At 44.3% G+C, this 21529-nt stretch carries 20 protein-coding genes; 6 read left to right on the top strand and 14 right to left on the bottom strand.

The annotated features are described in order from the left end of the window. Nucleotides 1-100: 100 nt before the first annotated feature. The 4 genes from rsgA to NYR52_RS04455 form a co-directional block, all read right to left on the bottom strand. Complete coding sequence (rsgA, locus tag NYR52_RS04470) at nucleotides 101-1162, bottom strand: ribosome small subunit-dependent GTPase A (RefSeq protein ID WP_375163175.1); 1062 nt, start codon at nucleotides 1160-1162, stop codon at nucleotides 101-103. A 57-nt stretch (nucleotides 1163-1219) separates the two neighbouring features. Beyond that, nucleotides 1220-1396: a hypothetical protein gene (locus tag NYR52_RS04465; RefSeq protein WP_158283188.1), complete on the bottom strand. Its 177-nt coding sequence runs from the start codon at nucleotides 1394-1396 to the stop codon at nucleotides 1220-1222. After that, the gene (locus NYR52_RS04460; protein ID WP_259436388.1) at nucleotides 1393-2268 is read right to left on the bottom strand and encodes an AraC family transcriptional regulator; all 876 of its coding nucleotides are present in this window, start codon (nucleotides 2266-2268) and stop codon (nucleotides 1393-1395) included. Before NYR52_RS04460 ends, NYR52_RS04465 begins: the two co-directional genes overlap by 4 nt. A 160-nt stretch (nucleotides 2269-2428) precedes the next feature. Then, nucleotides 2429-2857 carry an RrF2 family transcriptional regulator gene (locus tag NYR52_RS04455; protein ID WP_132219823.1) on the bottom strand — a complete coding sequence of 143 codons (429 nt, stop codon included), beginning with the start codon at nucleotides 2855-2857 and terminating at the stop codon, nucleotides 2429-2431. Nucleotides 2858-3270: 413 nt separating this feature from the next. Between NYR52_RS04455 and NYR52_RS04450 the strand changes: the two genes are divergently transcribed. Both NYR52_RS04450 and NYR52_RS04445 read left to right on the top strand, forming a co-directional pair. Further along, complete coding sequence (locus NYR52_RS04450; protein ID WP_246026822.1) at nucleotides 3271-4179, top strand: R2-like ligand-binding oxidase; 909 nt, start codon at nucleotides 3271-3273, stop codon at nucleotides 4177-4179. Nucleotides 4180-4403: 224 nt separating this feature from the next. After that, complete coding sequence (locus tag NYR52_RS04445; RefSeq protein ID WP_246026821.1) at nucleotides 4404-5219, top strand: polysaccharide deacetylase family protein; 816 nt, start codon at nucleotides 4404-4406, stop codon at nucleotides 5217-5219. A 46-nt stretch (nucleotides 5220-5265) separates the two neighbouring features. Here the strand turns inward: NYR52_RS04445 and putP are convergent, their stop codons facing one another. The 4 genes from putP to NYR52_RS04425 all read right to left on the bottom strand — a co-directional run bounded on the left by putP (nucleotide 5266) and on the right by NYR52_RS04425 (nucleotide 8995). Further along, nucleotides 5266-6732 carry a sodium/proline symporter PutP gene (putP, locus tag NYR52_RS04440; RefSeq protein ID WP_132219821.1) on the bottom strand — a complete coding sequence of 489 codons (1467 nt, stop codon included), beginning with the start codon at nucleotides 6730-6732 and terminating at the stop codon, nucleotides 5266-5268. 192 nt (nucleotides 6733-6924) lie between these two features. Then, nucleotides 6925-7275 carry a chorismate mutase gene (locus tag NYR52_RS04435; protein ID WP_259436387.1) on the bottom strand — a complete coding sequence of 117 codons (351 nt, stop codon included), beginning with the start codon at nucleotides 7273-7275 and terminating at the stop codon, nucleotides 6925-6927. A gap of 201 nt (nucleotides 7276-7476) precedes the next feature. Continuing rightward, nucleotides 7477-8499: an NADP-dependent oxidoreductase gene (locus tag NYR52_RS04430; RefSeq protein ID WP_259436386.1), complete on the bottom strand. Its 1023-nt coding sequence runs from the start codon at nucleotides 8497-8499 to the stop codon at nucleotides 7477-7479. A gap of 166 nt (nucleotides 8500-8665) precedes the next feature. Continuing rightward, a complete protein-coding gene (locus NYR52_RS04425; protein WP_132219818.1) occupies nucleotides 8666-8995 on the bottom strand; it encodes a hypothetical protein in 330 nt (109 codons plus the stop codon). 172 nt (nucleotides 8996-9167) lie between these two features. Between NYR52_RS04425 and NYR52_RS04420 the strand changes: the two genes are divergently transcribed. Beyond that, nucleotides 9168-9725: a hypothetical protein gene (locus NYR52_RS04420; RefSeq protein WP_154986780.1), complete on the top strand. Its 558-nt coding sequence runs from the start codon at nucleotides 9168-9170 to the stop codon at nucleotides 9723-9725. Nucleotides 9726-10139: 414 nt separating this feature from the next. On the opposite strand, the gene NYR52_RS04415 is transcribed toward NYR52_RS04420, so the two are convergent. The 4 genes from NYR52_RS04415 to NYR52_RS04400 form a co-directional block, all read right to left on the bottom strand. Further along, nucleotides 10140-10520, bottom strand: coding sequence for a DoxX family protein (locus tag NYR52_RS04415; protein WP_132219817.1), 381 nt, complete (start codon nucleotides 10518-10520; stop codon nucleotides 10140-10142). A gap of 139 nt (nucleotides 10521-10659) precedes the next feature. Then, complete coding sequence (locus NYR52_RS04410) at nucleotides 10660-10953, bottom strand: hypothetical protein (RefSeq protein WP_132219816.1); 294 nt, start codon at nucleotides 10951-10953, stop codon at nucleotides 10660-10662. Nucleotides 10954-10964: 11 nt separating this feature from the next. After that, nucleotides 10965-11183, bottom strand: a complete 219-nt coding sequence (locus NYR52_RS04405) for a hypothetical protein (protein ID WP_102991797.1) — start codon at nucleotides 11181-11183, stop codon at nucleotides 10965-10967. Between the two features lie 2 nt (nucleotides 11184-11185). Further along, nucleotides 11186-11494, bottom strand: a complete 309-nt coding sequence (locus NYR52_RS04400; protein WP_132219815.1) for a hypothetical protein — start codon at nucleotides 11492-11494, stop codon at nucleotides 11186-11188. Nucleotides 11495-11739: 245 nt separating this feature from the next. Here NYR52_RS04400 and NYR52_RS04395 point away from each other — a divergent pair, with 245 nt between their 5' ends. From NYR52_RS04395 to NYR52_RS04385, 3 genes are all read left to right on the top strand, one after another. Further along, nucleotides 11740-12357 (top strand): YczE/YyaS/YitT family protein, encoded by a 618-nt coding sequence (locus tag NYR52_RS04395; RefSeq protein WP_132219814.1) that lies wholly within the window; start codon nucleotides 11740-11742, stop codon nucleotides 12355-12357. A gap of 68 nt (nucleotides 12358-12425) precedes the next feature. Beyond that, the gene (locus tag NYR52_RS04390; protein WP_132219813.1) at nucleotides 12426-13145 is read left to right on the top strand and encodes a YqjF family protein; all 720 of its coding nucleotides are present in this window, start codon (nucleotides 12426-12428) and stop codon (nucleotides 13143-13145) included. A gap of 169 nt (nucleotides 13146-13314) precedes the next feature. Next, on the top strand, nucleotides 13315-14076 hold the full coding sequence (locus NYR52_RS04385) for a DUF3800 domain-containing protein (protein WP_132219812.1): 762 nt from the start codon (nucleotides 13315-13317) through the stop codon (nucleotides 14074-14076). Between the two features lie 260 nt (nucleotides 14077-14336). Here NYR52_RS04385 and NYR52_RS04380 read toward each other — a convergent pair whose 3' ends face one another. Both NYR52_RS04380 and NYR52_RS04375 read right to left on the bottom strand, forming a co-directional pair. Further along, the gene (locus tag NYR52_RS04380) at nucleotides 14337-17885 is read right to left on the bottom strand and encodes a hypothetical protein (RefSeq protein ID WP_259436385.1); all 3549 of its coding nucleotides are present in this window, start codon (nucleotides 17883-17885) and stop codon (nucleotides 14337-14339) included. Nucleotides 17886-18027: 142 nt separating this feature from the next. Beyond that, the gene (locus NYR52_RS04375; protein WP_132219810.1) at nucleotides 18028-21066 is read right to left on the bottom strand and encodes a hypothetical protein; all 3039 of its coding nucleotides are present in this window, start codon (nucleotides 21064-21066) and stop codon (nucleotides 18028-18030) included. Nucleotides 21067-21529: the final 463 nt, after the last annotated feature.

Here is a 21529-nt window from a genome sequence, read left to right as displayed (position 1 = left end):
AGAGATTTTACCATACCACCCCAGCGAATGCTTAAACGAAATGCAAAAAAGCGCCCAATCCGGTTATGTTCCGCCGGATTGGGCGCCGCATACGTATTAATCACTTGCGCGCATGTATCTTCGCTTGTCTGCTTCTTTTCTTCCATATCTCTTTTTCCGCGTGAGCCAGCTGCCGGTTTTCTTTGCGCTCATAATACGCCAACTCCCGAAGCAACTTCCGGTAATTAGCAAGGCGTTTCGGCGCCAAGCGCCCTTCGGCCAACGCGAGCTCCACTGCGCAACCTGGTTCACCCTGATGCTGGCAATCGGTGAAACGGCAAGAGAGCGCCAACTGCTCAATCTCCTCAAATGTCTCTTGCACACCGTGTTCCTGGTCGACAAGTTTGATTCCACGCATACCCGGCGTGTCAATCAGGCATCCCCCTTGCGGCAAGAGAAACAATTCTCGATAGGTGGTTGTATGTTTCCCTTTGTCGTCCCCAGCGCGAACCGCTTGCACTTCTTGCTGTTCCGTCCCCAAAAAGCAATTGGTCAAGGTGGATTTGCCCACTCCGGAGGAACCAAGCAAGGCCACTGTTTTTCCCGGTTGCAAATACGCCATCAATTCATCCAATCCCTTGCCGGTCAAGCCACTTACCACATGAATCGGCACACCCAAGGCCACCGCTTCGACTTGCGCCACCTTGTCAATCACGTCAGGATACAAATCCGCCTTGTTCAACACAATCACCGGCTGCGCACCGCTTTCCCAGGCCAAGGTAAGATAACGCTCGATCCGTCGCACATTAAAATCTTGGTTCAACGCGTTGACCAAGAATACCGTATCGACGTTGGCGGCAACAATCTGTTCCTCCCATGTCCGGCCAGCCACTTTGCGGGAAAACCTGCTAAAGCGAGGCAAAACAGCCTCAATGGAGGCTCTGCCCTCCGCCACTCGTGGTCGAATGACCACCCAATCGCCCACGGCAGGATACTCTTCCACTCTCGTTGTCTCATAGCGGAATTTGCCAGTCAATTCCGCCAATAGCTCCCCGTATTCGGTCTGCAAACGATACAAGCGTTTATGCTGAAGGGTCACGCGCCCAACTGCGAGCCCGTCCTCTTTGATCTGATCAAATGCTTCCTCCAAGGCAGGGGTCCAGCCCCATGTCCATTTATTCAATGGTGAGTCCTCCTATCATCAGGATCTGCGGCAGATCATGGAGAACCCCCGTCCGCACTAACAGCAAAAAGGATTCTCCACGTCTTGTCCTGTCGTGTTCAGCTTGCTGTTCATCACAATCATCGTCACCACTCCTTTTTGCAACTTGCTTTTATTATATTTCAAATGATCCGACATAAGCAACGATGCCCGCAAGGCCTTATATTGGCCATTGCGGGCATCCCATCTATTCATTGGCGCTTTTTCTGAATCGGAATCCATATCTCGCTACGAAACTTGGGCGATGAAATATCTTTGTGCTCGTTCCACAACATTTCCGGCCCCTCAGCCAGTTCATAATCGGAAGATGGGAACCATTCGGAGAAGATGCGCCCCCATGTCTCTTGCAATGTATTTGGAAAGGGACCGACTGCTTCAAATACCGCCCAGGTCAAAGGAGGCACTTCCAGCTGCTCCAAATCTTCCGGGCACGCTTGCGTCGTTGCCACGCCAATGTAATGATCCAGTTCCCCTCCCTCCTTTCTCCCTTCAGAAAAATTCGTAGATGCGCTAAGCAAACCAACCGGCTCGACATTGCTGAGATTTTTCAACCGAGTGATCTTCGCCTCATCCAAGCTGGCCCACATGGAGGCAATTTCCGGGTTAACCCCTTGATAAATCAGTGGAACTCTTTTTTTGATGCCGACAATGCGAAACGCACTTTTCTCCTCGATGCGATAATTCATTTCGTTTCCCCCTTTGACAGTCAATTGAAAAGTCATCCGCGGAAAAGCTTTCAACGGCTTTCCATTGTTTCTGGCTTCGGATGGTGTCACACCATGCATGGCTTGAAACGCCCGCGCAAACGCATCCGCAGAGCTGTATCCGTATTTGATCGCAATATCGATGATCCGCACATTGCGATCCTTCAGTTCAAATGCGGCCAGGGTGAGCCGTCTGCGCCGAATGTATTCGGACAACGTCACACCGGCGAGAAAAGAAAACATCCGTTTAAAATGGTACTCCGAACACATCGCCCGCCGGGACACTTCTTTAAAGTCGATGTCGTCAGCGAGATGGTCTTCAATATAGCTGAGCGCTGCATTCATATGTTGCAGCAGGTTCACAAGCACCTCACCCCCTCATCAATAGATTAGCAAGATGCGGCTGGCACCATCCGACATTTTCAAGCACAAAAATGAAGGGTACCCACTCCGGCCAATATAAAAAAGCCATAACCATAGTGGTCATGGCTTTAACATCCCGAGAGGGAAGTTCATGTTTTATTTATCCTTTTGCCGCCTGAGGCACTTTGCCGCGCAGCAGATCTTCCAACGTGGTCTTCTCCAATAGATTTGCGACGGTTTCCCTGATGGACATCCATAAGGGTCTGAGCAAGCACATCGATTCCAATTCACATGACTCATAAGCAGTCACACTCACGCAACCCATTGGTGCCAACGGCCCTTCCAACTGGCGGATGATCTCTCCGATCACAATCTGATCCGGCGGCCGGTTGATCCGGTATCCGCCACGACTTCCACGCCGGCTGACCACATACCCCAGATGTTTGAGTTGCAATAAGATGTGTTCCAAATAACTTGTCGGCACCAGCGTTTTGTCCGCAAGGTCGCTAATCGTCATCACTCGCGCCGGTTCTTGCCCCAAGATGATCAGCGCGCGCAATGCGTATTCGCCTCTTGTCGATATTTTCATGCCTATCAGCCTCCGTCTTCCAGCGTCGTGGGGATCGGATATGTTAAGCTATCGTCGGTAAAAAGAAACATGGACCGACAACGCACCGTTTTTTTCTATAAAATCAAGCAGAATAGTCGGTTTTGGATGTGCAAATTCCCATTTTCCTCACCCATAGCAACGATGAGGGCAATCTCTAATCTGTTAATTTAAATTTTATATAATTATCTGTAATTTGTCAATCCCCCTTTCCATTGCCTCGCTCGGAATGCGATATAAGCAACGCGTTCCCACTCGCCACACAAACGGAAGGGAATGGTAGAAAAATCGCATTTTTCGGTATAAAATTAGACTCGATCCCATTCTTCAATGGGTGTAGTATGGGTGGCACCGACTGACCCGCCGGTTCATATTTCATGATTGGAGGGGTTTCCTTGACACGACATATTATTACGTTGAGCAAAGGACTGGATATGCAGTCTGTTCCTTACCGCCTGTATCAAAAAGCCAAACGACTGGGCACCTGGAATCCGGAAGATATCGACCTGACACAGGATGTCAAAGATTGGAGTCATTTCACTGGGGAGCAAAAAAGAGAGATCCTGGGGATGATTGTTAATTTCTTGGCTGGGGAAGAAGCAGTGACGGTCGATTTGCTACCGCTTCTGATTGCTGTAGCCCGTGAAGGAAGATTGGAAGAAGAGATGTATTTGACCACGTTTTTGTTTGAAGAAGCCAAACATACGGAGTTTTTCCGCCTTTTCATCAATACACTCGGTGTCACCGAAGATTTGACCCCCTATCTAAATCGACGTGGCGTACCCAAGCTTTACTTGTATGACACAGATGCGGCCCAACAGGATAGCAATACCCTCACTCGCACCATGAACCGGCTGTTGACTGACGACTCCCCCGAAGCATTCGCTGATGCTGCCGTGTTATACAACATGTTGATTGAAGGCGTTGGCGCGGAAACCGGTTATTGGTTTTTTGAGCAAGCACTTGAAAAGCGGGGGCTCATGCCAGGCTTGATGGAAGGCATCCGCCTGATCAAAAAAGACGAATCCCGGCACATCAGTTACGGCACATATGTTCTGCACCGTCTCATTCAAGAACATCCCCATCTCTATGAATATATCATGCAACGCATGGACGAATGGAACCCTGCAGAACAGCCTACACCCACCATGATCGCCAATTATCCTGACGCATTTGGCGTCGGATTAGAAAGACGCTTCGCATTTTCTCAAAAGCAATTTGCCATTCGCAAACAGATCATCGCCCGCGCCAAAGATAAATCCTTAGAAGAAATTTATCGCCAATTTAATCTGGAATCGCTTTAACACCCTGTCGACACATACGCTTTCCCCAAGCATTGGTTTATCGCCAAGCAGACCTCCTCTTCTCCCCTTCACACGTCCGTGCCCAACGCACGGACGTTTTTTGAAACCAATCCGTAAAAAAACGTCCACAAAATCGTCAAGTTCAGCTCAGCAAAGTAGATAAATTTTATCTTAGATTAATTTATTATTGATATAAATAGATTTATAGGGATTGGAGATTTACCATGCAAAAAAAAATATATGGTCTTCTTGCGGCAATACTTATGAGCAGTGCATTGCTCAGTGGTTGCTTTAACCAACAATCCGCAGAACCCGGATGGCAAGCAGACCATTCACACCTCGCCAAGCTCTCACCTATGCCTAAGCGCATCAAATTGCCGCCAGAATTGACCGCACTACAAAAAACCGTGATCAAATCCGAATCGAAACATATGCATTATCACGGTCCGCGCGGGCTGAAATGGGTCGCGTTGACATTTGACGATGGGCCAAATGATCGTTATACCAATCAAATTTTAGACATCTTAAAGCAAAACGGAATTCGCGCCACATTCTTCGTATTGGGTCAGCAAGCCAAAGCCCATCCGAACATGCTTAAGCGGATATATGATGAAGGACATGTGATCGGTAGCCATACATGGCGGCATCCGTACCTTCCCAGCTTGACCGATCAGCAGTTGGTGCAAGAAATGAATCAAACCAATGCCACCGTCAAACAAATCATCGGCAAAGACCTGCGCTTGATGCGCCCGCCATACGGAGCGGTCAAAGGCAAGATCAAACGCTTGGAACAAATGGGTTATGAGATGATCCAATGGGATGTTGACACGCTTGACTGGAAAAAAGGAAGAACGGCAGAAGATATCGTTCAGACAGTCAAGAATCATGCCTTGCCGGGAAGCATCATCTTGCAACATGATGCCGGTGGACCACGTGACGCAACCGTCGCATCACTCCCCCGCATCATCAAACACTTGCGGCAACAAGGCTACGAATTCGTCACCATTGACCAATTGTTGCAAGTTCCTGCATATAAATAAGCAAAGAACCCACCGCCCTTGATAGGAGGCGATGGGTTCTTTTCGATTACACTTGCGTCTGTCTCACCATTTCATCAAACTCAGCCTCAATCTCAGCCGGTGGTTTCGGCGTAAGCAGGCTCACGATGATAATAGCCAACGTACACGCGATAAAGCCAGGAATGATCTCATACACTTCGCTGAGCGCTTCAATTTGCTCCCATACGATGACGGTAACCGCCCCGGTAAGCATGCCGGCAAGCGCTCCCCATTTGTTCATCCGTTTCCAGAACAGGCTGATCAACACCACCGGTCCGAATGCGGCCCCGAAGCCGGCCCACGCATAACCCACCAAGTTGAGAATGGTTTCGTTGGGGTTCAAGGACAAATACAAAGCGATCAAAGATACACCCAAGAGTGACAAGCGTCCGACCAACACCAGCTCCTTATCTGTGGCCGAACGGCGGAAGAACGCTTTGTAGAAGTCTTCCGTCAACGCGCTTGAGGTCACCAACAGTTGGGAAGAAATCGTACTCATAACTGCCGCCAGGATAGCCGCCAGCAAGAAACCGGTGATCAGCGGATGGAACAGCACATCAGCCAATTTGATAAACACCGTTTCCGGATTTTCCAGCTTCATACCGGCATTGTTAAAGTAAGCGATTCCAAACAGGCCTGTTAACATCGCGCCAATGATCGAAAAGATCATCCAGCCCATGCCAATACGGCGCGCGCTTTTCGCTTCTTTTACCGAGCTGAGCGCCATAAAACGCACAATGATATGGGGTTGTCCGAAATATCCCAATCCCCAAGCCAGCAAGGAAATGATGCCAATCATGCTCGTCCCTTTAAACGCATCGAGCAAGGCCGGATCGATACTTTTGATCTCGGCCAGCGTCGAACCGAGGCCACCCGCCTCCATCACTGTAACCAATGGCACTAAGATCAAAGCCACAAACATGATGGTTCCTTGGACGAAGTCTGTCCAGCTGACGGCCAAAAATCCGCCAAACAGCGTGTACAGAATTACGACACCCGCAGAAATGAGAACTCCCCACAAATAATCCATCCCAAACGCAGTTTTAAACAACTCCCCGCCAGACACCATCCCAGAAGAGGTATAGAAGGTGAAGAAAACAAAAATAACCAATGCAGATACTACGCGCAAAATACGGGATTGGTCTTTGAAACGGTTTTCAAAGTAGACTGGAATGGTGATCGCGTTCTGCGCCACTTCCGTATATGTTCGTAAGCGCGGGGCCACGTACAGCCAGTTGAGATAAGCACCCACACACAAGCCCAATACAATCCAGCCGCTGCTGATCCCTGTTGCATACATAGCACCGGGCAACCCCATCAGTAGCCAGCCGCTCATATCGGAAGCGCCCGCACTGAGGGCTGTCACCGCGGGACCCAGATTCCGCCCGCCCAACATATAATCAGAGAGGTCCGAAGTTCGCTTATAGGCGAAATAACCAATGATCAGCATCGCTACCATATAAATGCCGATTGAGATAATCACGCCATATTCCATCCGCCAATCCCCCTTCAAAATATTTACAAAAATTAGTTATAAATACAAAGAAAATACTAACTTGGTAACATAGTATGACACATGAAGCAATTTTCGTCAATTTCTTGACAATCCGGAAAGAACCCCAATTCTCTCTCCACCAGGACAAAAGCCCCTGCTGTCCGACCGCAGACAGCGGGGCTTTTCGTTAGGTTAACGGCGAACCGCTTGCAATTCTTTGGCGATTTGGAATAAATTGCCGAAGAAACGCGCTACTTGTTCATCTGTGACAGGACCCTGATTTTCCTCCTGCATTTTGGCGATGATCTCCCTTTCTCGTTTTTCATCGACAATCGGCCGGTTTTGCCGTTTTTTGATTTCCCCGATCTCAATGGCCACCCGCGCCCGTTCATTCAGCAGGTGTAGCATTTGTGCGTTGATGCGGTTCATCTCCTCACGCAACACTGACATGTTCCGCAGATTCTCAACTATCCCTTTATCTTGACTCGCCTGTTTATTCACTGGCTCTCTCCCCTCATCTCCACTGTCTGTAATTAACGCCATAACGCTTAACCCTGTTAAAGCAGGGAACATGCTACGCCATCAACCACTGTATTTTCACATGCGTCAATGGTTCCCTTACTAGAATATTTTATTTATTTAACCACCTTTCCGACTTTTATGTCAACGGGTGATTCCTTACCACACAAAAACCCGTTTCCCAGTCACGGGAAACGGGTCATGTTCCATGCTCCTATTCAGCCGTCAGCGCTTGGAAGGCTCGGCTACTTTCACCAATTGCTTGCCCAGGTTCTCACCGGTGAAGAGTCCCAAAAACGCTTGGATGGAGTTTTCAAATCCGTCCACGATGGTTTCCTCATACCGGAGCTTGCCTTCTTTGACCCAAAGAGCCAGCTGGCGGGTACCCTCTTCAAAGCGCTCAGCGTAATCGCCAACGATAAACCCTTTCATCAACGCCTTATTGATCAAAAGCAACGGCTGGATACGCGGCCCTATCGCCACTTTCTCCATATTGTACAATGCGATTTGACCGCACAACGGAATTCGCGCATGTGGATTGATTAAGGTTATCACCACATCCGAAATTTCCCCACCCACATTGTCGAAGTAAATGTCCACTCCATTGGGGCAAGCTTCTTTCAACGCCGCTTTTAAATTCGTCGCCGTCTTATAATTGATGGCTGCATCAAAGCCCAGTTGCTTGACCAAATACTCTACTTTTGCATCAGACCCGGCAATACCCACCACACGGCAACCTTTGATTTTGGCAATTTGTCCAACCACCATGCCCACCGCTCCGGCAGCTCCGGAAATCACGACGGTCTCCCCGGGTTGTGGCTTACCGATGTCAAGCAGGCCGAAGTAAGCGGTTAGTCCAGGCATACCGACCACTCCCAAAGCAGTCGTGATCGGCGCGACGGTTGGATCAATTTTTTTCACTCCTTGAACGGAAACCGTTTGGTACTTTTTCCAATCCAGCATACCAACCACGATATCCCCAGCTTCAAGCCCCGGCGCTTTGGATTCAACCACTTCGCCAATCACGCCGCCGGAAATCGGTTGGTTCAGTTCAAATGGAGCTACGTAAGATTTACTATCATTCATACGACCTCGCATATATGGATCGACTGACAAATAGAGCGTTTTGACCAACACTTCCCCCTCACTGGGTTGGGGGACCGGAATCTCTTCCCACTTGAAATCCGCTTCAGTCGGCATCCCTTTAGGTCGGTTAATCAGCAAGATTTGTTGGTTGTGATTGCTCATGATGCCATTTCTCCCTTCTCGATGGAAAAGAACTTATATACACCTCTACTATTTTACTCTATTTAATTGTACTCAATCAAATTACTTCACTTTTAATGCAACAAAGGCGCCTTCGCTCTGTTGTGAAGCGAATGCGCCTTTATCGGTTTATCATTTGCTAACACGGTCATGAAATCCGCACATGGCAATAAAAGCCTGTTTTTCCATCCATTGACGAAAGAAAATCATACTGGGTCCAATCAACGCCCCCTGTGGAGGAGAACACTGCGAAGTGAGCATAACTCATATAAGCCATAAAAGACATAAACAAAGCATTGGCGGCGGTAAAACCATATTCGTACATTTTCACGTCAATCCAGATATGTTTGTGGTCATCCACTTTATGTTGATAACTTTCAATCTCTTCATTGCTGAAAAAGTCCACGATTTCGCAGGATATACCCATATCTGCATCGATTTTCAGCTTGTTCGCCAATTCATCGATGAAAGATTTCATCTCGCACCTCCACATTGCATGAACACAAGTCTCCAATCATTCATTATAGCAAGAACAATATTTTATATTTAATCCTGTATCTTAATTTTAAATGAAATGATTGACTGAAAAGCGCAAACCCTCTATTATGAAATCATCTTCCTAATTAATTGAACGAAAAGGGGAGCGCATCATGCTCATTCAACAAGGACTCTCCGAATTGAAACTCATCAAAAAACGTATGGCCAAGATTCAAGAAGAATTAAGCACCTACTCAGCTTGGTCCTCCAAAAAGAAACACCCTTGGGGGATTAAAGGGGCTAACCAAGAATACAGTGTCAAGCAGGCGGAGAAAGAAGTGCAAGCCAAGATTCAAGCATACCATGATCTGGCACAGCGCTTTTTCATCATCAAATCGGCGATTGATCGTACCAACTTGGAAACAAAAATCACCGTTGCCGGCAAAACGTTCTCCCTGCACGAAGCATTGCTTTATAAAAACCATCTCATCGGCATGAACCAAGACTTGGTTGAAGCCTGCAACACGGCGATTCGCCGCGCTGAAGCCGAAGTGGAGCGGTATAACAGCAAGAAAGAGCGGGACTCTGTCGACAACGCTGACTTGCTTTACCTCTTCCCACGGCAAGAAGTGGAGAAAGTCAACCAATTCAACATTGAATTCATGGAACAGGTTGATGCAGCGTTGCAAATTGCCAACGCCACAACCCATTTGATCGGTATCGACGAATAAACAGCTATTTCCATCTCATTGCTTTCATGGCGTAGTAAACCCCAAAAAATGCCTTGAGATTAGGGTCCTTTGATATGACTATCCTTTCAAGATAGTTCCATATCATGGACTCCTCTTAAAAGATTGAGTGCTCAGTGAGCCACGCAGCTACGTAAGCGGCGGTTGGCGTCCAGTGTTCACGTGCTCAGTGTTCTTCTAACCTAGTGTTCAGGGCTTAGCCTTCAGTGATCGACAAAACCCAGCTCTGACTTTCCTGACCGAGGGCAGTTCGCAGCTGTTGGGGTTTGAGGTGCTGGCTGCCATGAAAGCAAAACCTCCCAACCAAATTGGCTGGGAGGTTTTTTATGTTTTATGACCTGAAACGAACAAAGACGTCCGCCCATATGGGCTCCGCCATTTGTCAGATCGATGCGCTCAACCTTTGCCGATGGGCACTTTTAGTGCGCCAGGCCCAGTAAACAGGAGCGACGCGGCGGTGAGCAGAATCAACAAGTCATATTCATACCCGCCCGCAAATCCTTTGCTCCCGTTCACAAACAAGATCGCCCCCGCCATGATCGCAACCGCACCCCCTGCAGCGACAGAAGTGAACAAGCCAAGGATAAAGGACACCCCGATCAACACCTCCAAGCCCGCTACCGCGTAAGCCGTGAACGACGCCATCGGAATGCCTGCCTGGCCGAAGAATCCGATCGTCTGTTCCATGCCCATTAATTTCTGCGCACCATGAATAAGAAAAATGAGAGCCAGCCCAATCCGTAGGAACACAGGGCCGTAACTCGCCTGTAATTTCATGTTGTTTCCCCTTTCAATCTCTTATCCATGCCATCATACCCCTCAGTCCTAAACCCCTGATAAACAGAGATTAAATCTTTCTTAAGTACATGTGTCCAAATTGCGAACGCTACGGACAACATCCACACCAACCCGGCTATCAACCGCACTTCCGCCGCAACCAATGGAGCGTCATAACACTGGTGCAAAGCGACAGCATCATACCGCCATGGGTCAACCACATTGCGGTTTCTGAATGAATCGAAACAACCGCTGGCAACCCCCGGCTGGCCATCGCTAAGGCAACATGGAGGCACAATCCGGTCAAGATGCTTAAGCTCGCTTCCCGCTTGCCCATACGCTCCTCCTCCAGCCATTTGCCCAACAAGCACACATAATAAACAGACCCCATCCCTCCAAGCAGAGTAAGTAATGACGAAACCAACCACACCATCCACACCTCTCCTACCGCTTCAACTGATGCACCTGCATCCGTTTGAACAAATGCAACCGGTCATCTCCATGGCAGGGAGCAACCGCCTCTTCCAACTCCCTTATTCCATAAGCCGACAAAAACCGGATCATCGGCTGCAACTTATGTATCACGCGCATCTCTCCCGTGGGACAATGTCGGATCACCAACCGCTCGCGCGACCGATCATACCAAAAACAGATTTCAGCCATCCTCATCCTCTCCTGTTGCGCGATGTTCCAAAAATGTCATACGACCATCCGCAGAATAAATGTTTTCCTTTTTCCCATTCCACCTGCATCACATCCATCAGTGGAATGGGCACCACTGCGCCTGACTCGGTATGAAGCCGAATCACCTGCACACGCTTGCGCGGCTGGTGATCGACCGTCAATGACAGTTGCACCATCTCCCCCTCTTTCTCCATCTCAGCATCAACGACTGTCACATGCGGCTTTTGTTGTAACTCCCCAACAAACGGCAAAACACGGTCCTTTTCTCCACGCAAGTGCATCACAAACATTTTTTATTCCTCCTTAAAATGACAAAGTCGATCGTTGCAATAACAAGGATACATCGCTAAAAATTACATTTTGCACTTGAATTATAATTCAGAAATCATCATTTTTCAAATATTTTCCATTGGACATGATGAAAGGAACCTCTGTTGCACGCCAGCTCCGCTCCTTATAAAAAAGCAACTTACACTTCTGCCAGATAACTTGTACACATATATTAGAACAAATCTCTCCGTAAGGTTGGTATGCCATGGGTAAAACAATGACGAGAAGCCTCTCATATATCTGCGGCTTAATTATCAAATCGCTCGGCATTTCCTTGATCCTGCGCTCTGAATTGGGTGCTGACGCGTGGAATGGGTTCTTTGTAGCAATGTCGGAATGGATCGGCTTCACCGTCGGGTCCTGGCTCATCACCTGCGGGATACTGATTACGTTGCTAAACGGATTTCTGTCCAAAAAACCTCCCAATCCACTGTCCTTGCTAACTATTTTTGTTTTGGGTTTTTGCATTGACTTTTGGTTGGGCATAATCGATTTTCATCCCGTCCAATTTTTCTGCCAAGTGCTCACTTTTTGGGGAGGTTTTTTGCTCGCAACCATCGGCATATCCATCTATGTGCAAAGCAAATACGCCTTGACCCCCGCTGACCAGTTGATGTACATCCTGACTGAACGATATGCGATGAGCCTCACCGCCTCCAAAACGGTGATCGACGGCAGTGCCTTGTTGTTCGCCTTGATGTTGCATGGTCCACTCGGCTTAGGAACCTTTATTTACACCTTTTTGTGCGGACCCTTCATCCAATTTTTCATCCCCAAGATCGAACGGCTTCTCTTCACCGACTCCCCAACCACCCGTTCCTAACGCGCATGGGAACCTCGCTCCTTCTCCATACTACGAATATCCGCCTATGAAGAAGGAGATTGACAATAATGAACCATCCCCAACCTTGGCTCATTGCGCAGACGTTAGCTGATGTCTGCTTCTTTCATTGGCCTGTCCCCGCCGCCTCCCTGCAACCGCACATCCCTGCTCCGCTTTCATTGGATTGCCATGATGGCTCCGCTTGGATCAGCATCGTGGCCTTTCGGGTACAACAGGAGCGGTTGCGGTTTCTCCCTCCCATACCAGGGCTCTCTTCGTATATGCAACTTAATTTACGCACGTATGTGACATATGACGCAGAACCTGGCGTCTTCTTTTTGAGTTGCGATGTCAGCAGTTGGTTGCACGCTCTGGCCGCCCGGCTGATGTGGCACCTGCCCTACCTTCCGGCTCGCTTGCAATTCACCGCGCGCGACCAACGTACTTCCCTTGTCTGTGAACGGCCAAAGCTGTTCACACCCGCGGCCCGATTTGAGGCGCAGATGCACCCATCCCCCACACCCGCTGCCATCCAACCCGGATCACTGGCCAATTGGCTGACTGCACGTTTCTCGCAATACCTACTCATCCGTGGAGCCCTCCACCGTGGGGATATTCGGCATGCCCCTTGGCCTTTGCAGCAAGCAGAGGGGGTTATTCAGGCCAATACTTTTCCAGCCTCCATCCAGCTTCCCATCTTAGACGAAAACCCCCTATGCCATTATGCTCACGGCGTAACTGCCCATGTGTGGCCATTCGTGCAGTTGGACTCCGGCAACCATCAATAAACCCCGCAACCGGTTGGAGCGAGGAAATATCTCTCGCATCAAGCAACTGGGGCGGGGCACCTTTTTTGCACATAACCAGCATTTTCGGCAAGGATAAAGATTGATTATTCAAATAAAAATTAAAAGAATATATAATCAGTATATAATCTGTGAAACGGAGCCGATCACTTTGAGTCTAATCGTGATTTGGGGAGATGAAAGCAGTCAAAATGCTCACAAATACATGGTGTTGGGCACAATCTGGCAGCGTGCGGACACTTACGAAGCATTAGAGGCAGAAGTTGCTGGCTTGCGGCGGCAACTCGGATTTGAACGCGAGTTTCACTGGAATGAAATGAAAAAAACCCATCGAGATGCATATATTGCTTTCATCGATTTGTTTATCAAGCACATGAGGCAAGGGAACTTAAAGTTTCGAGCCCTCATTGTAGATATGACGGACAAAAAAAACGTAAAAACCGGCGACAACAAAGAAGCGCATTTTTACAAAATGTTTTTTTGGTTGATCTATAAATGGTTGGCTCCTGAACATCATTATGACATCTTTTTGGATCGCAAAAGCAATTCCGTACCCGGAAGGTTGCAGGATTTGGAATATTATCTGAACCGCAAAATGGCAGCCGACTATATCAAGCTTATTCAGCAGACCTCAGGGGCCAAGGAAAAGCAAACCATTGCCTATCCCTTGATTGTGGTACGCCGCGTCGAATCGCGGGACGGCACCCAAACGCCTTTGCAAATGGCTGATGTCCTGGCCGGGGCAATCGCCTATGTCCGCAACGGACACTACGAAAAAGCCGTCGCCAACCGTTCGCGCAATCCCAAACGGGCCGTGGTCAACCATCTCGAGGCGCAGCTCGGCTTCTCGCTCAAAGACTGCCATGCCCGCAATGAACATAAAGGATTTAACCTCTTTTGCTTCAAAAGATAAAATAACGGCGCCCCATTCCCTATCCTGTGCCAGGCGGTTGGACCCGCACATCGATTTCCGCACGACCGAAAAGTCATGGTTTCGGGAGATGGTGGCGCCGACGCTCCAGTATATGCACTCAGTAATTTTATTATACGTTAATTCCAAACCGTTTCAAAACGATTTTTCCGCAAGCAACGTTGAACGGGTGTATTTACTTTGCCTCTCACTGTCCCGTTGATGTTTTTATTGAAATCCGTCATTCTAACGAATGAAATAATCTATATTTCTTCAAGTAGAAGTAAATTCAAAATATTTGTCTCCGTCGATGTTAAAAGGTAATTCTGTTGAAAACGGCTTTCAAACATTTCTTCTAAAGTATCACTTTTAAATGTAATAAAAGGAATATTTTGATAATCCCCTGAGATGGGGGTCACTGATGTAACATCTGTAAATGTACGTATCAAACCATAAAGGGCTTCTAAAAATGTCTCTTCACCATCATATGGCTTATAATCCTTCAAAGATTCAAACATCGTAAAAGCTAGCACAGGAAATGCCACATATCGTTTTTCATCACGAGAGCATTCCACATAGGCATTCGGAAGTCTTCCTTGCATTTCACGCTCATACTTCAATAATTCAATGGTACGAACAAGCTTTTTTCGTAGATCATCCGTAATATCTTCTTTCATAGCCCATTCAATTATTTTCATGAGGCGCTCACTATGCTCTCTCTTATTCACAAAAAATGTAAACCGTTCACTAATAAAATCATTCATACGAAATATAAGCATCCCGTTTAAAAAAAGAAAAGAATGAAATGGCTGAAATTCTATCAACTGGGACAAGTTTTGACGAGCGCGTTTCAAAAACTGTGAGAAGATATTTTTCTCGTTATATCCTGGTCGAAAAATTTGTTCATTCGTGTGTACAGTCATGCTACCAAATACAGAATGAAATTCTTGTTTGAATTCCTGAATCAATTTAAAACGTTCTTTACCTGTTAGTTCTTTTGCAAGGAGTTTTATGCTGTCTGCTACATCCTGTATCAGATTAGATTTTACTGGCGAAATCCCTCTGCCTCCAAGTGGTACAACACTATAGGAGCGCGTTCCAATTTCGGCCTTTCCAAAAATTCGGCTCACCAAGCAAGAGCGCACTAATGTCAGAAACGATAATAAATGGATCAAAGTTTTATTCTTGTGCCATTCTTCATCAGTGTCCTTATGAACATATGAATCCACAATAAAAAACTCGATGCTTTTATCTTTTTCTATATCCCAGTCTGTATCGCCTCTCATCCGATAATAGAGTTGAACCTGTTCCATCAGTTCTCTCTCGATACTAAACGATTGTAACACAACAAAAATTTTGGTTGCTCTTTTAAACGAAATACCCCGAGACGCCGAGCTAGTCATAAACACACATCGTACATGATTGGTTGCCTCAAGCGCTTGTGCCCTCCCTCTTATTGTCAATTGCGACGTAATCGCCATATAGTGTTTGTACTCTACCGCTTCTTCTCCAAAAACATCACGATATCGTTGTTTAAATTCGCTTTTCAACTTTTCAATCCGGTTAATGTTTTGCACATAAACAATCACTTGTTCTTCTTGGTTGGCAGACAAATATTCAAAAACGCGCTGTAAAATCACTTTATCTTGCTCTTCCGATAGACTCCTTTCTCGGTCCAACCGATCCCTCCCAGGTCGCCTTCCAGAAAAATACTCTTCCTCTGATATCCCCTGAACACAAATGTGATACATAAGATGTAATTCTTTTGCTGGATAGGAATTGGTATTCACAAACCAACCATTAAGGGGCGCTGTTCCGTGTACTTCAACTTCCTTAGCTTGAATGGGTAGACTTTGTTCCTCTCCACTTGTGATATATATTTTGGGATGATCAAATCGAACTGCTGAAGCTAGACATTGCTGCATAATTGTCTCATTCGTAATAGAGGCATCCGCTACAATCAGCTTCAAATTCCACTTTGCTTGTCTTTCCGGATCTAGTCTTAAATAAATATGATCAAATAACCATATTTTCAACAATTTATAAAGTTCTGCCCCTTCATCCGTTCCAGTAATTTCATCTATCATGATCCAACAAACTGGATACCTTTCCACAAATTGATCAAAAGCTTCAGGATCAAGCCGAACCCCCATCTCTTCAGAGTAATGTACAAATGGAAACAGCTTTTGTATGTGATGCATAGTGGTTCCGTCTTTTGTACTTTTTAACGCTTGAATGGTAAACGTCCCAACGATCTTCCTTATATTGGGGTTTTTCATTTGCTCTTGGATTCCTTCACACAACCGCTTCAGCACGCCACCCGTTTTTAATCGAATATCTTCTGCAAATTCGTTATCTCCGGTTTCTCGAAAGTTGATTACCTCATTTCCATAATGGCGAATTCTGTTTTTCTGAAGATATGTTAATTTAGGGCTTGTTTGTAATCGGTCCATCGAATTGATAAAAACATTCACAACATTCACAGGTACACCATTGATTACTTGCTCATCCGTTGAACTAGTATTCAATGCTACAAGATCGTCAGCAAATAAACGATTTCCTTCTGAAAACTTTAGCAATATATCATCATTTACTGTTCTTCTACAGCTTGTATACAAAAACAGAAATCGCTCATGCTTTTTCAGCTCGTCTACAATCACTGATGTTTTTCCGATACCGGGATTGCCTGTCAAGAAAAGGATATGCTGATTACCATACAATCCCTTCTTAACATACGAGGAGTGATCATCCCTAAATGTTTTTCCCTCCCCATATTTACCAGCCGTATTCTGAAAGCCTTTAATTCGGTCAGTGATAACAAAATACCCCTTCCCTTCCTTTACAAACGCAGACAATGCTTCGCGATCCATATTTGTATGACAGATTGTGTTATTAAGCAATATTTCTTTAGCGGCTCGAGGGATCGTTTTCCTATCCGAATCAGACCATGCGCAATGACCAGCTACATATTCTTCATTGCATCGTTTTAATAAGACTCCCTCTTTCGAATGAATCCAATGGTTCAATGATAGAGTAAGGTTTATGATAGAGTAGTCATAATCGACCATCCCCATAATAGAAACATCACATTTTCCCTCTGTTTTCTTTACTGCTTCTGTCATAAACCGTAAAAATGAATAGGCATAAGAACCTGCTTGTACGATTTTTCCCAACGTTTTATCCTTGGCGATACTGGCGTATTTCAGCAGTAAAGAATCAAGACGAATGTTTCCAATGCCTGATGTATTTACTGACATGTGGCTAAATTTTGTTTTCCTGCCCATGTCACTTCGTATTTGTTGTAAGCTCTTTAAAAGGCTTTGAGGGGTAAAAATCCCTTCCAAACGATGGAGGTTCAAGCTAGTATCAATGATCAGCAAATAAAACCGTTTTCCCTGTCTCAATAAAACAAGGCTATCTGCTCTCAGGAAGTGTCCCTTTTTCTGATAGTACCCGATCTCCCCCGCTTCCATCTCATAGCCAAAAGCTTGTTTAATATCGTGTATCACCGCTTGCTTCACTTCTTCTATATGAACACTTCGATTTAAAGGATCCAAGACATTCATCTGAAAATAAACCACTTCCGTTTTAAGCAGTTTATTAAGAGGTAGCGATTGAATATAATGCCTCATTGTATGCTGACCTTGCAAAAAGCCGAAGAAAAAAATATTTTCGATATTTTTTCGTATTTCCTCAAAAACCGCTTCATCTGTCATGCCATTCTTTTTTAAAAACTCATCGATAAAACGCGAAAAGCGCCGCTCTGGACTTGCCAACCAATCAGTCAAACGTTGCTGTAAACCAGAATTCATCTTCAACTTCTTGCTGGATTGTAATTGGACTAATGCCGAAAAAAGACCGATGTTATATCCATACTCATACACGAAGCCATAATCGTACCTATAAGTTGCTTTCATCTTTTTTAGGCGTGTTTTAACGCCCTGCTACCTCCTTTCAAGCAAATACCTTTGTATGAAGATATGCAAAGTAGGCAATCATGTTCATCTTAAAAAATTTCCCATTCCAAGTTATATCTATCAGGGATTTTTTTGCTACCCCATCATCCCCCAACAGTCGGCTGTATGGGTTCACTTTAATCGTAATATTATAATTCGACTCAAACCTGCTAGTATGAAAAAGCAATAAGGCACGAATAAGGTTTGGTTTAATACCCTCCGGATCGATGAGAGCTAATTGAATTTTGTTGTTAAGCAAATCATCACTGTATAAACGATTCAACGTCTGGTAGGTAATGAGACTATTGTACACATGACGTTGCTCGTTTCCTTTTAATCCGTTACCACTATAAAGTTGCAAAATAGGGACAATTCCTTCGTGGTCTTCATAAAGGTTCCTTTGAATATGGCTGGTGTCATCCACAAAAAGGGCGACCTTTCTACTTTTTCCATCCAAACGCGCTTCGTACGCACGCGTGAGAGTAAAATGCATCGGATATATTGCCATATCTTTTGCAACATACAATGATTCAATCAATTCCTGATTCATGAAATATAACTCTTTTTTGTCATCTTTTTTGTCTAGAAATTTCGTGGTATATGGAGTTTTTGCGACATATAAGATATGTTTATATCCCTCGTTATACAACGTTTGCACCACACTAACCAATACATCCGATTGCCGATAGATCGTCGTCTCATTGTCATGATCAAAGAACGTACCAAAGCGACTGAAAATGCTTTCTCTCCCTTCACTGTCTACTGTATAAACCTCACCGAAAATTCCTGCTCGGTATTGATCACTCTTCTTATGGTCATCCGATTTCATAGAGGTAACAACAATCATCGCGATTTTGGGAATTTCTATAGGAACGTCCAATATAAATTTCTTTGGGACATTTGCATACATTGAGTTTAGGGTATTAGCGACTTTATATGGTTTTGTTTCAAATCCAAAATCAAACCCTTGAGACCCTGTGTTATGATTCATTCCAAATAAAAACTCTAATTCTTTTGCAAATTGACGGATATACGTATCCATACTTAGATATTCTTTCCTTTTATCTTTTGTTACATGAAAATGCCAAAAAGCAATAAACAAATCTCTTCCCTTGTCCTCTATCTGTTTCGTATATGCAATCAAAAACAGATAGACAAAAAGCTTATAAGTAAATAAAAAGACAAACCGATCCACTGGCGTTTCGAAATCACAATGATCATATATAGGAAATAGAATACATACTTTTCTTAAATCCGGGCAATGTTTTGTAAAATCAACTACTTGCTTTTCTATCCTTTTTGTTGTTGCATCGTATGGCAAAAACATGACTGCTAAGGTTTCGTCTTGCTCCCCCACTTCATATTTAAATTGAACCTTTTCCTGATGTTGTGTCGAGCATAAAAAAGTATTACTAAACTCAATTTCGTACTCAAAGCTAAACAAACTATCTTCCAAGATATCTTTTGTTAGAATGATATATTTGTAATTGTGGGTATCCAACTCATGTTGTAACAAGCTGGTTCGGTTCGGATCAAATAACTTTGGTGCTAAAATACTTTTTAGAAATGTCAAACGCCGTTTATACGTTTGCATTGATATGTTTTTTTGCATTTGATTCAATTTAGGATCTAAACACAAACGAAGCATCTTCCGAACTTCATCTAATTGTTGCTGAATTTGTTTGATAGCCTCTTGATTATTTAGCAAGGTTTTTGCCAATTTACAATACCACTTATATCCCTCTTCTTGTTTAGGGCTACCATTATACCCAGCTATATAATCCAAATCTTCCTTCAACACTAAAGAGGGATCATATGTTTCATCTTCAAGATGAAGCAAAAAGTATTTGAGCAGAACTACCTGTATAGAACCATACCAAAATCGATCTACCATCTCTTTCTCATCTTGAAAATAACCTTTTTTTCCACCATGCTTAACAAGTGCCTTTATCTTCTCGATGTGATAAAGAAACGATTGTTTTCCCTGTCCTTCAAGAACCTTAGCGTTTTGCACTTCTCCATTTAACTTCAATGAGATCCCATATTGTTCCATGTTTTTATCCTCATCATGTGTTGCAACCATGATTTGAGAAAGGATCCCAACAAAAGGCAAAAAATTATATACGTCTTTATGACGAAATGTATTTAAAATATCACGTGTTTCTCCCAAAAAATCTACTGGTGAAAACCTTATCTCTTTTAAAAACTGCGTGCAAAGGTCTTCAAGTTGTTCGTATCTTTCTGTATATCGTTTTAACCACTTGACTGCTTTTTTATGTCTTTTCATAAATCCAGAATCCATGTTCTTAATTAAATAATCCAAATATAAAAAAGCCGAAGCCCGCTTTACGGCGGCAAAGCGATTTTCTTTTATAAATGTATAAATTGTCTCTGCTAAAATGCCTTCAGAACGAATTTCGTTAATGATGTCCTCTTTATGAAATTCATCCACTTGGGGGGTTGATTCAATGTAGCGAATCAATGACTGTTTGATTGACTCCATTAAAGAATCAACCTTATAACTGATTTTTACATTATCATGGCGAAGAATATTTTTTTGACCGATCGAATCAAATGCATTATATTCCAATTTCCCAAAGGAAACCTGTTTTTCTTGCTTCTGCAATCTTACCGAAAAAGACCCTGTGCCTTGCTTTGGCCTTTCTTGTGTAAGAATCTCACTTAACGGATTGGTTTTAGGAGAGATTCCATTTGCCTCCAGCAATTCTTTCATTTGATCGATTAATTTTTGCAAATCATTATGTTCTTGTTCTTTATCCTGAAAGTTGAGCGTTACCTTGTTTTTATATATCGCTGTCTCATCCATCTTCATCTCTGCAAAAAATTGATTAGACAATTTTGGTTTCAACTCATCAAGCACATCTTTGCATAAGGAATTCAAGTTTTTCGCAAAAAATACATCTCCATTTTTCTCAATCACTTCGATTTTTGATATTTTTTTGCTTATCGCATCATAAATCACCTTGTAGCTAACGGTACTAAGAGGATTTTTCTTATCATTCAATTCGTTGGCCATGGATACAACCCCCCATATTTGTTATCAATAGTCGCCTATTATGTTCAAACAGCACAATAATATAACAACAAACTACCAAGAAGAATTTTAACTCCAATCACAGGGATGTACACACTCTATGTTAGCTAATATGCCATATTAGCATCTCTATTTCGATCTATTCCTCGAATTTCCTTTATTTTTTTACCAAAAAAGTTTATTTTTCGACTGGTCATATAATTATATGTCACAAAAAGTTGCATCAATGGATAAAGATTTTACTGCCGATTTCAGATGAATATATATAGATATTTGATTTTTGATCGCAAGGTTCTTTAAGTCCGTTTGACATACAGAACCTGAAGTGTAATACTATAAAAAATACTGCAAGGTATTAATTGGATCAATTATGATTGATTTGATTGGGTGTTTTTTGGATTTTGGTATCAGGCGTTCCCATAGAGAAAAATTAAATTATACTTGA

The sequence above is a fragment of the Laceyella sacchari genome (assembly GCF_024927925.1).
Classification (GTDB): Bacteria; Bacillota; Bacilli; order Thermoactinomycetales; family Thermoactinomycetaceae; genus Laceyella; species Laceyella sacchari.
Note: the sequence above shows the minus strand (reverse complement) of the source record. Positions and strands in the feature narration are given on the sequence as shown.

Excerpts from the sequence above, each read along its gene's own strand:
- NYR52_RS04445 (WP_246026821.1), top strand. The coding sequence starts at position 4,404 with ATGCAAAAAAAAATATATGGTCTTCTTGCGGCAATACTTATGAGCAGT.
- putP (WP_132219821.1), bottom strand. The coding sequence starts at position 6,732 with ATGGAATATGGCGTGATTATCTCAATCGGCATTTATATGGTAGCGATG.
- NYR52_RS04390 (WP_132219813.1), top strand. The coding sequence starts at position 12,426 with ATGAACCATCCCCAACCTTGGCTCATTGCGCAGACGTTAGCTGATGTC.
- NYR52_RS04375 (WP_132219810.1), bottom strand. The coding sequence starts at position 21,066 with ATGGCCAACGAATTGAATGATAAGAAAAATCCTCTTAGTACCGTTAGC.
- NYR52_RS04405 (WP_102991797.1), bottom strand. The coding sequence starts at position 11,183 with ATGGCTGAAATCTGTTTTTGGTATGATCGGTCGCGCGAGCGGTTGGTG.
- NYR52_RS04465 (WP_158283188.1), bottom strand. The coding sequence starts at position 1,396 with ATGAATAGATGGGATGCCCGCAATGGCCAATATAAGGCCTTGCGGGCA.
- NYR52_RS04455 (WP_132219823.1), bottom strand. The coding sequence starts at position 2,857 with ATGAAAATATCGACAAGAGGCGAATACGCATTGCGCGCGCTGATCATC.
- NYR52_RS04415 (WP_132219817.1), bottom strand. The coding sequence starts at position 10,520 with ATGAAATTACAGGCGAGTTACGGCCCTGTGTTCCTACGGATTGGGCTG.
- NYR52_RS04380 (WP_259436385.1), bottom strand. The coding sequence starts at position 17,885 with ATGAATTCTGGTTTACAGCAACGTTTGACTGATTGGTTGGCAAGTCCA.
- NYR52_RS04430 (WP_259436386.1), bottom strand. The coding sequence starts at position 8,499 with ATGAGCAATCACAACCAACAAATCTTGCTGATTAACCGACCTAAAGGG.
- NYR52_RS04435 (WP_259436387.1), bottom strand. The coding sequence starts at position 7,275 with ATGGCGTTAATTACAGACAGTGGAGATGAGGGGAGAGAGCCAGTGAAT.
- NYR52_RS04410 (WP_132219816.1), bottom strand. The coding sequence starts at position 10,953 with ATGGTGTGGTTGGTTTCGTCATTACTTACTCTGCTTGGAGGGATGGGG.
- NYR52_RS04425 (WP_132219818.1), bottom strand. The coding sequence starts at position 8,995 with ATGAAATCTTTCATCGATGAATTGGCGAACAAGCTGAAAATCGATGCA.
- NYR52_RS04395 (WP_132219814.1), top strand. The coding sequence starts at position 11,740 with ATGGGTAAAACAATGACGAGAAGCCTCTCATATATCTGCGGCTTAATT.
- NYR52_RS04400 (WP_132219815.1), bottom strand. The coding sequence starts at position 11,494 with ATGTTTGTGATGCACTTGCGTGGAGAAAAGGACCGTGTTTTGCCGTTT.
- NYR52_RS04420 (WP_154986780.1), top strand. The coding sequence starts at position 9,168 with ATGCTCATTCAACAAGGACTCTCCGAATTGAAACTCATCAAAAAACGT.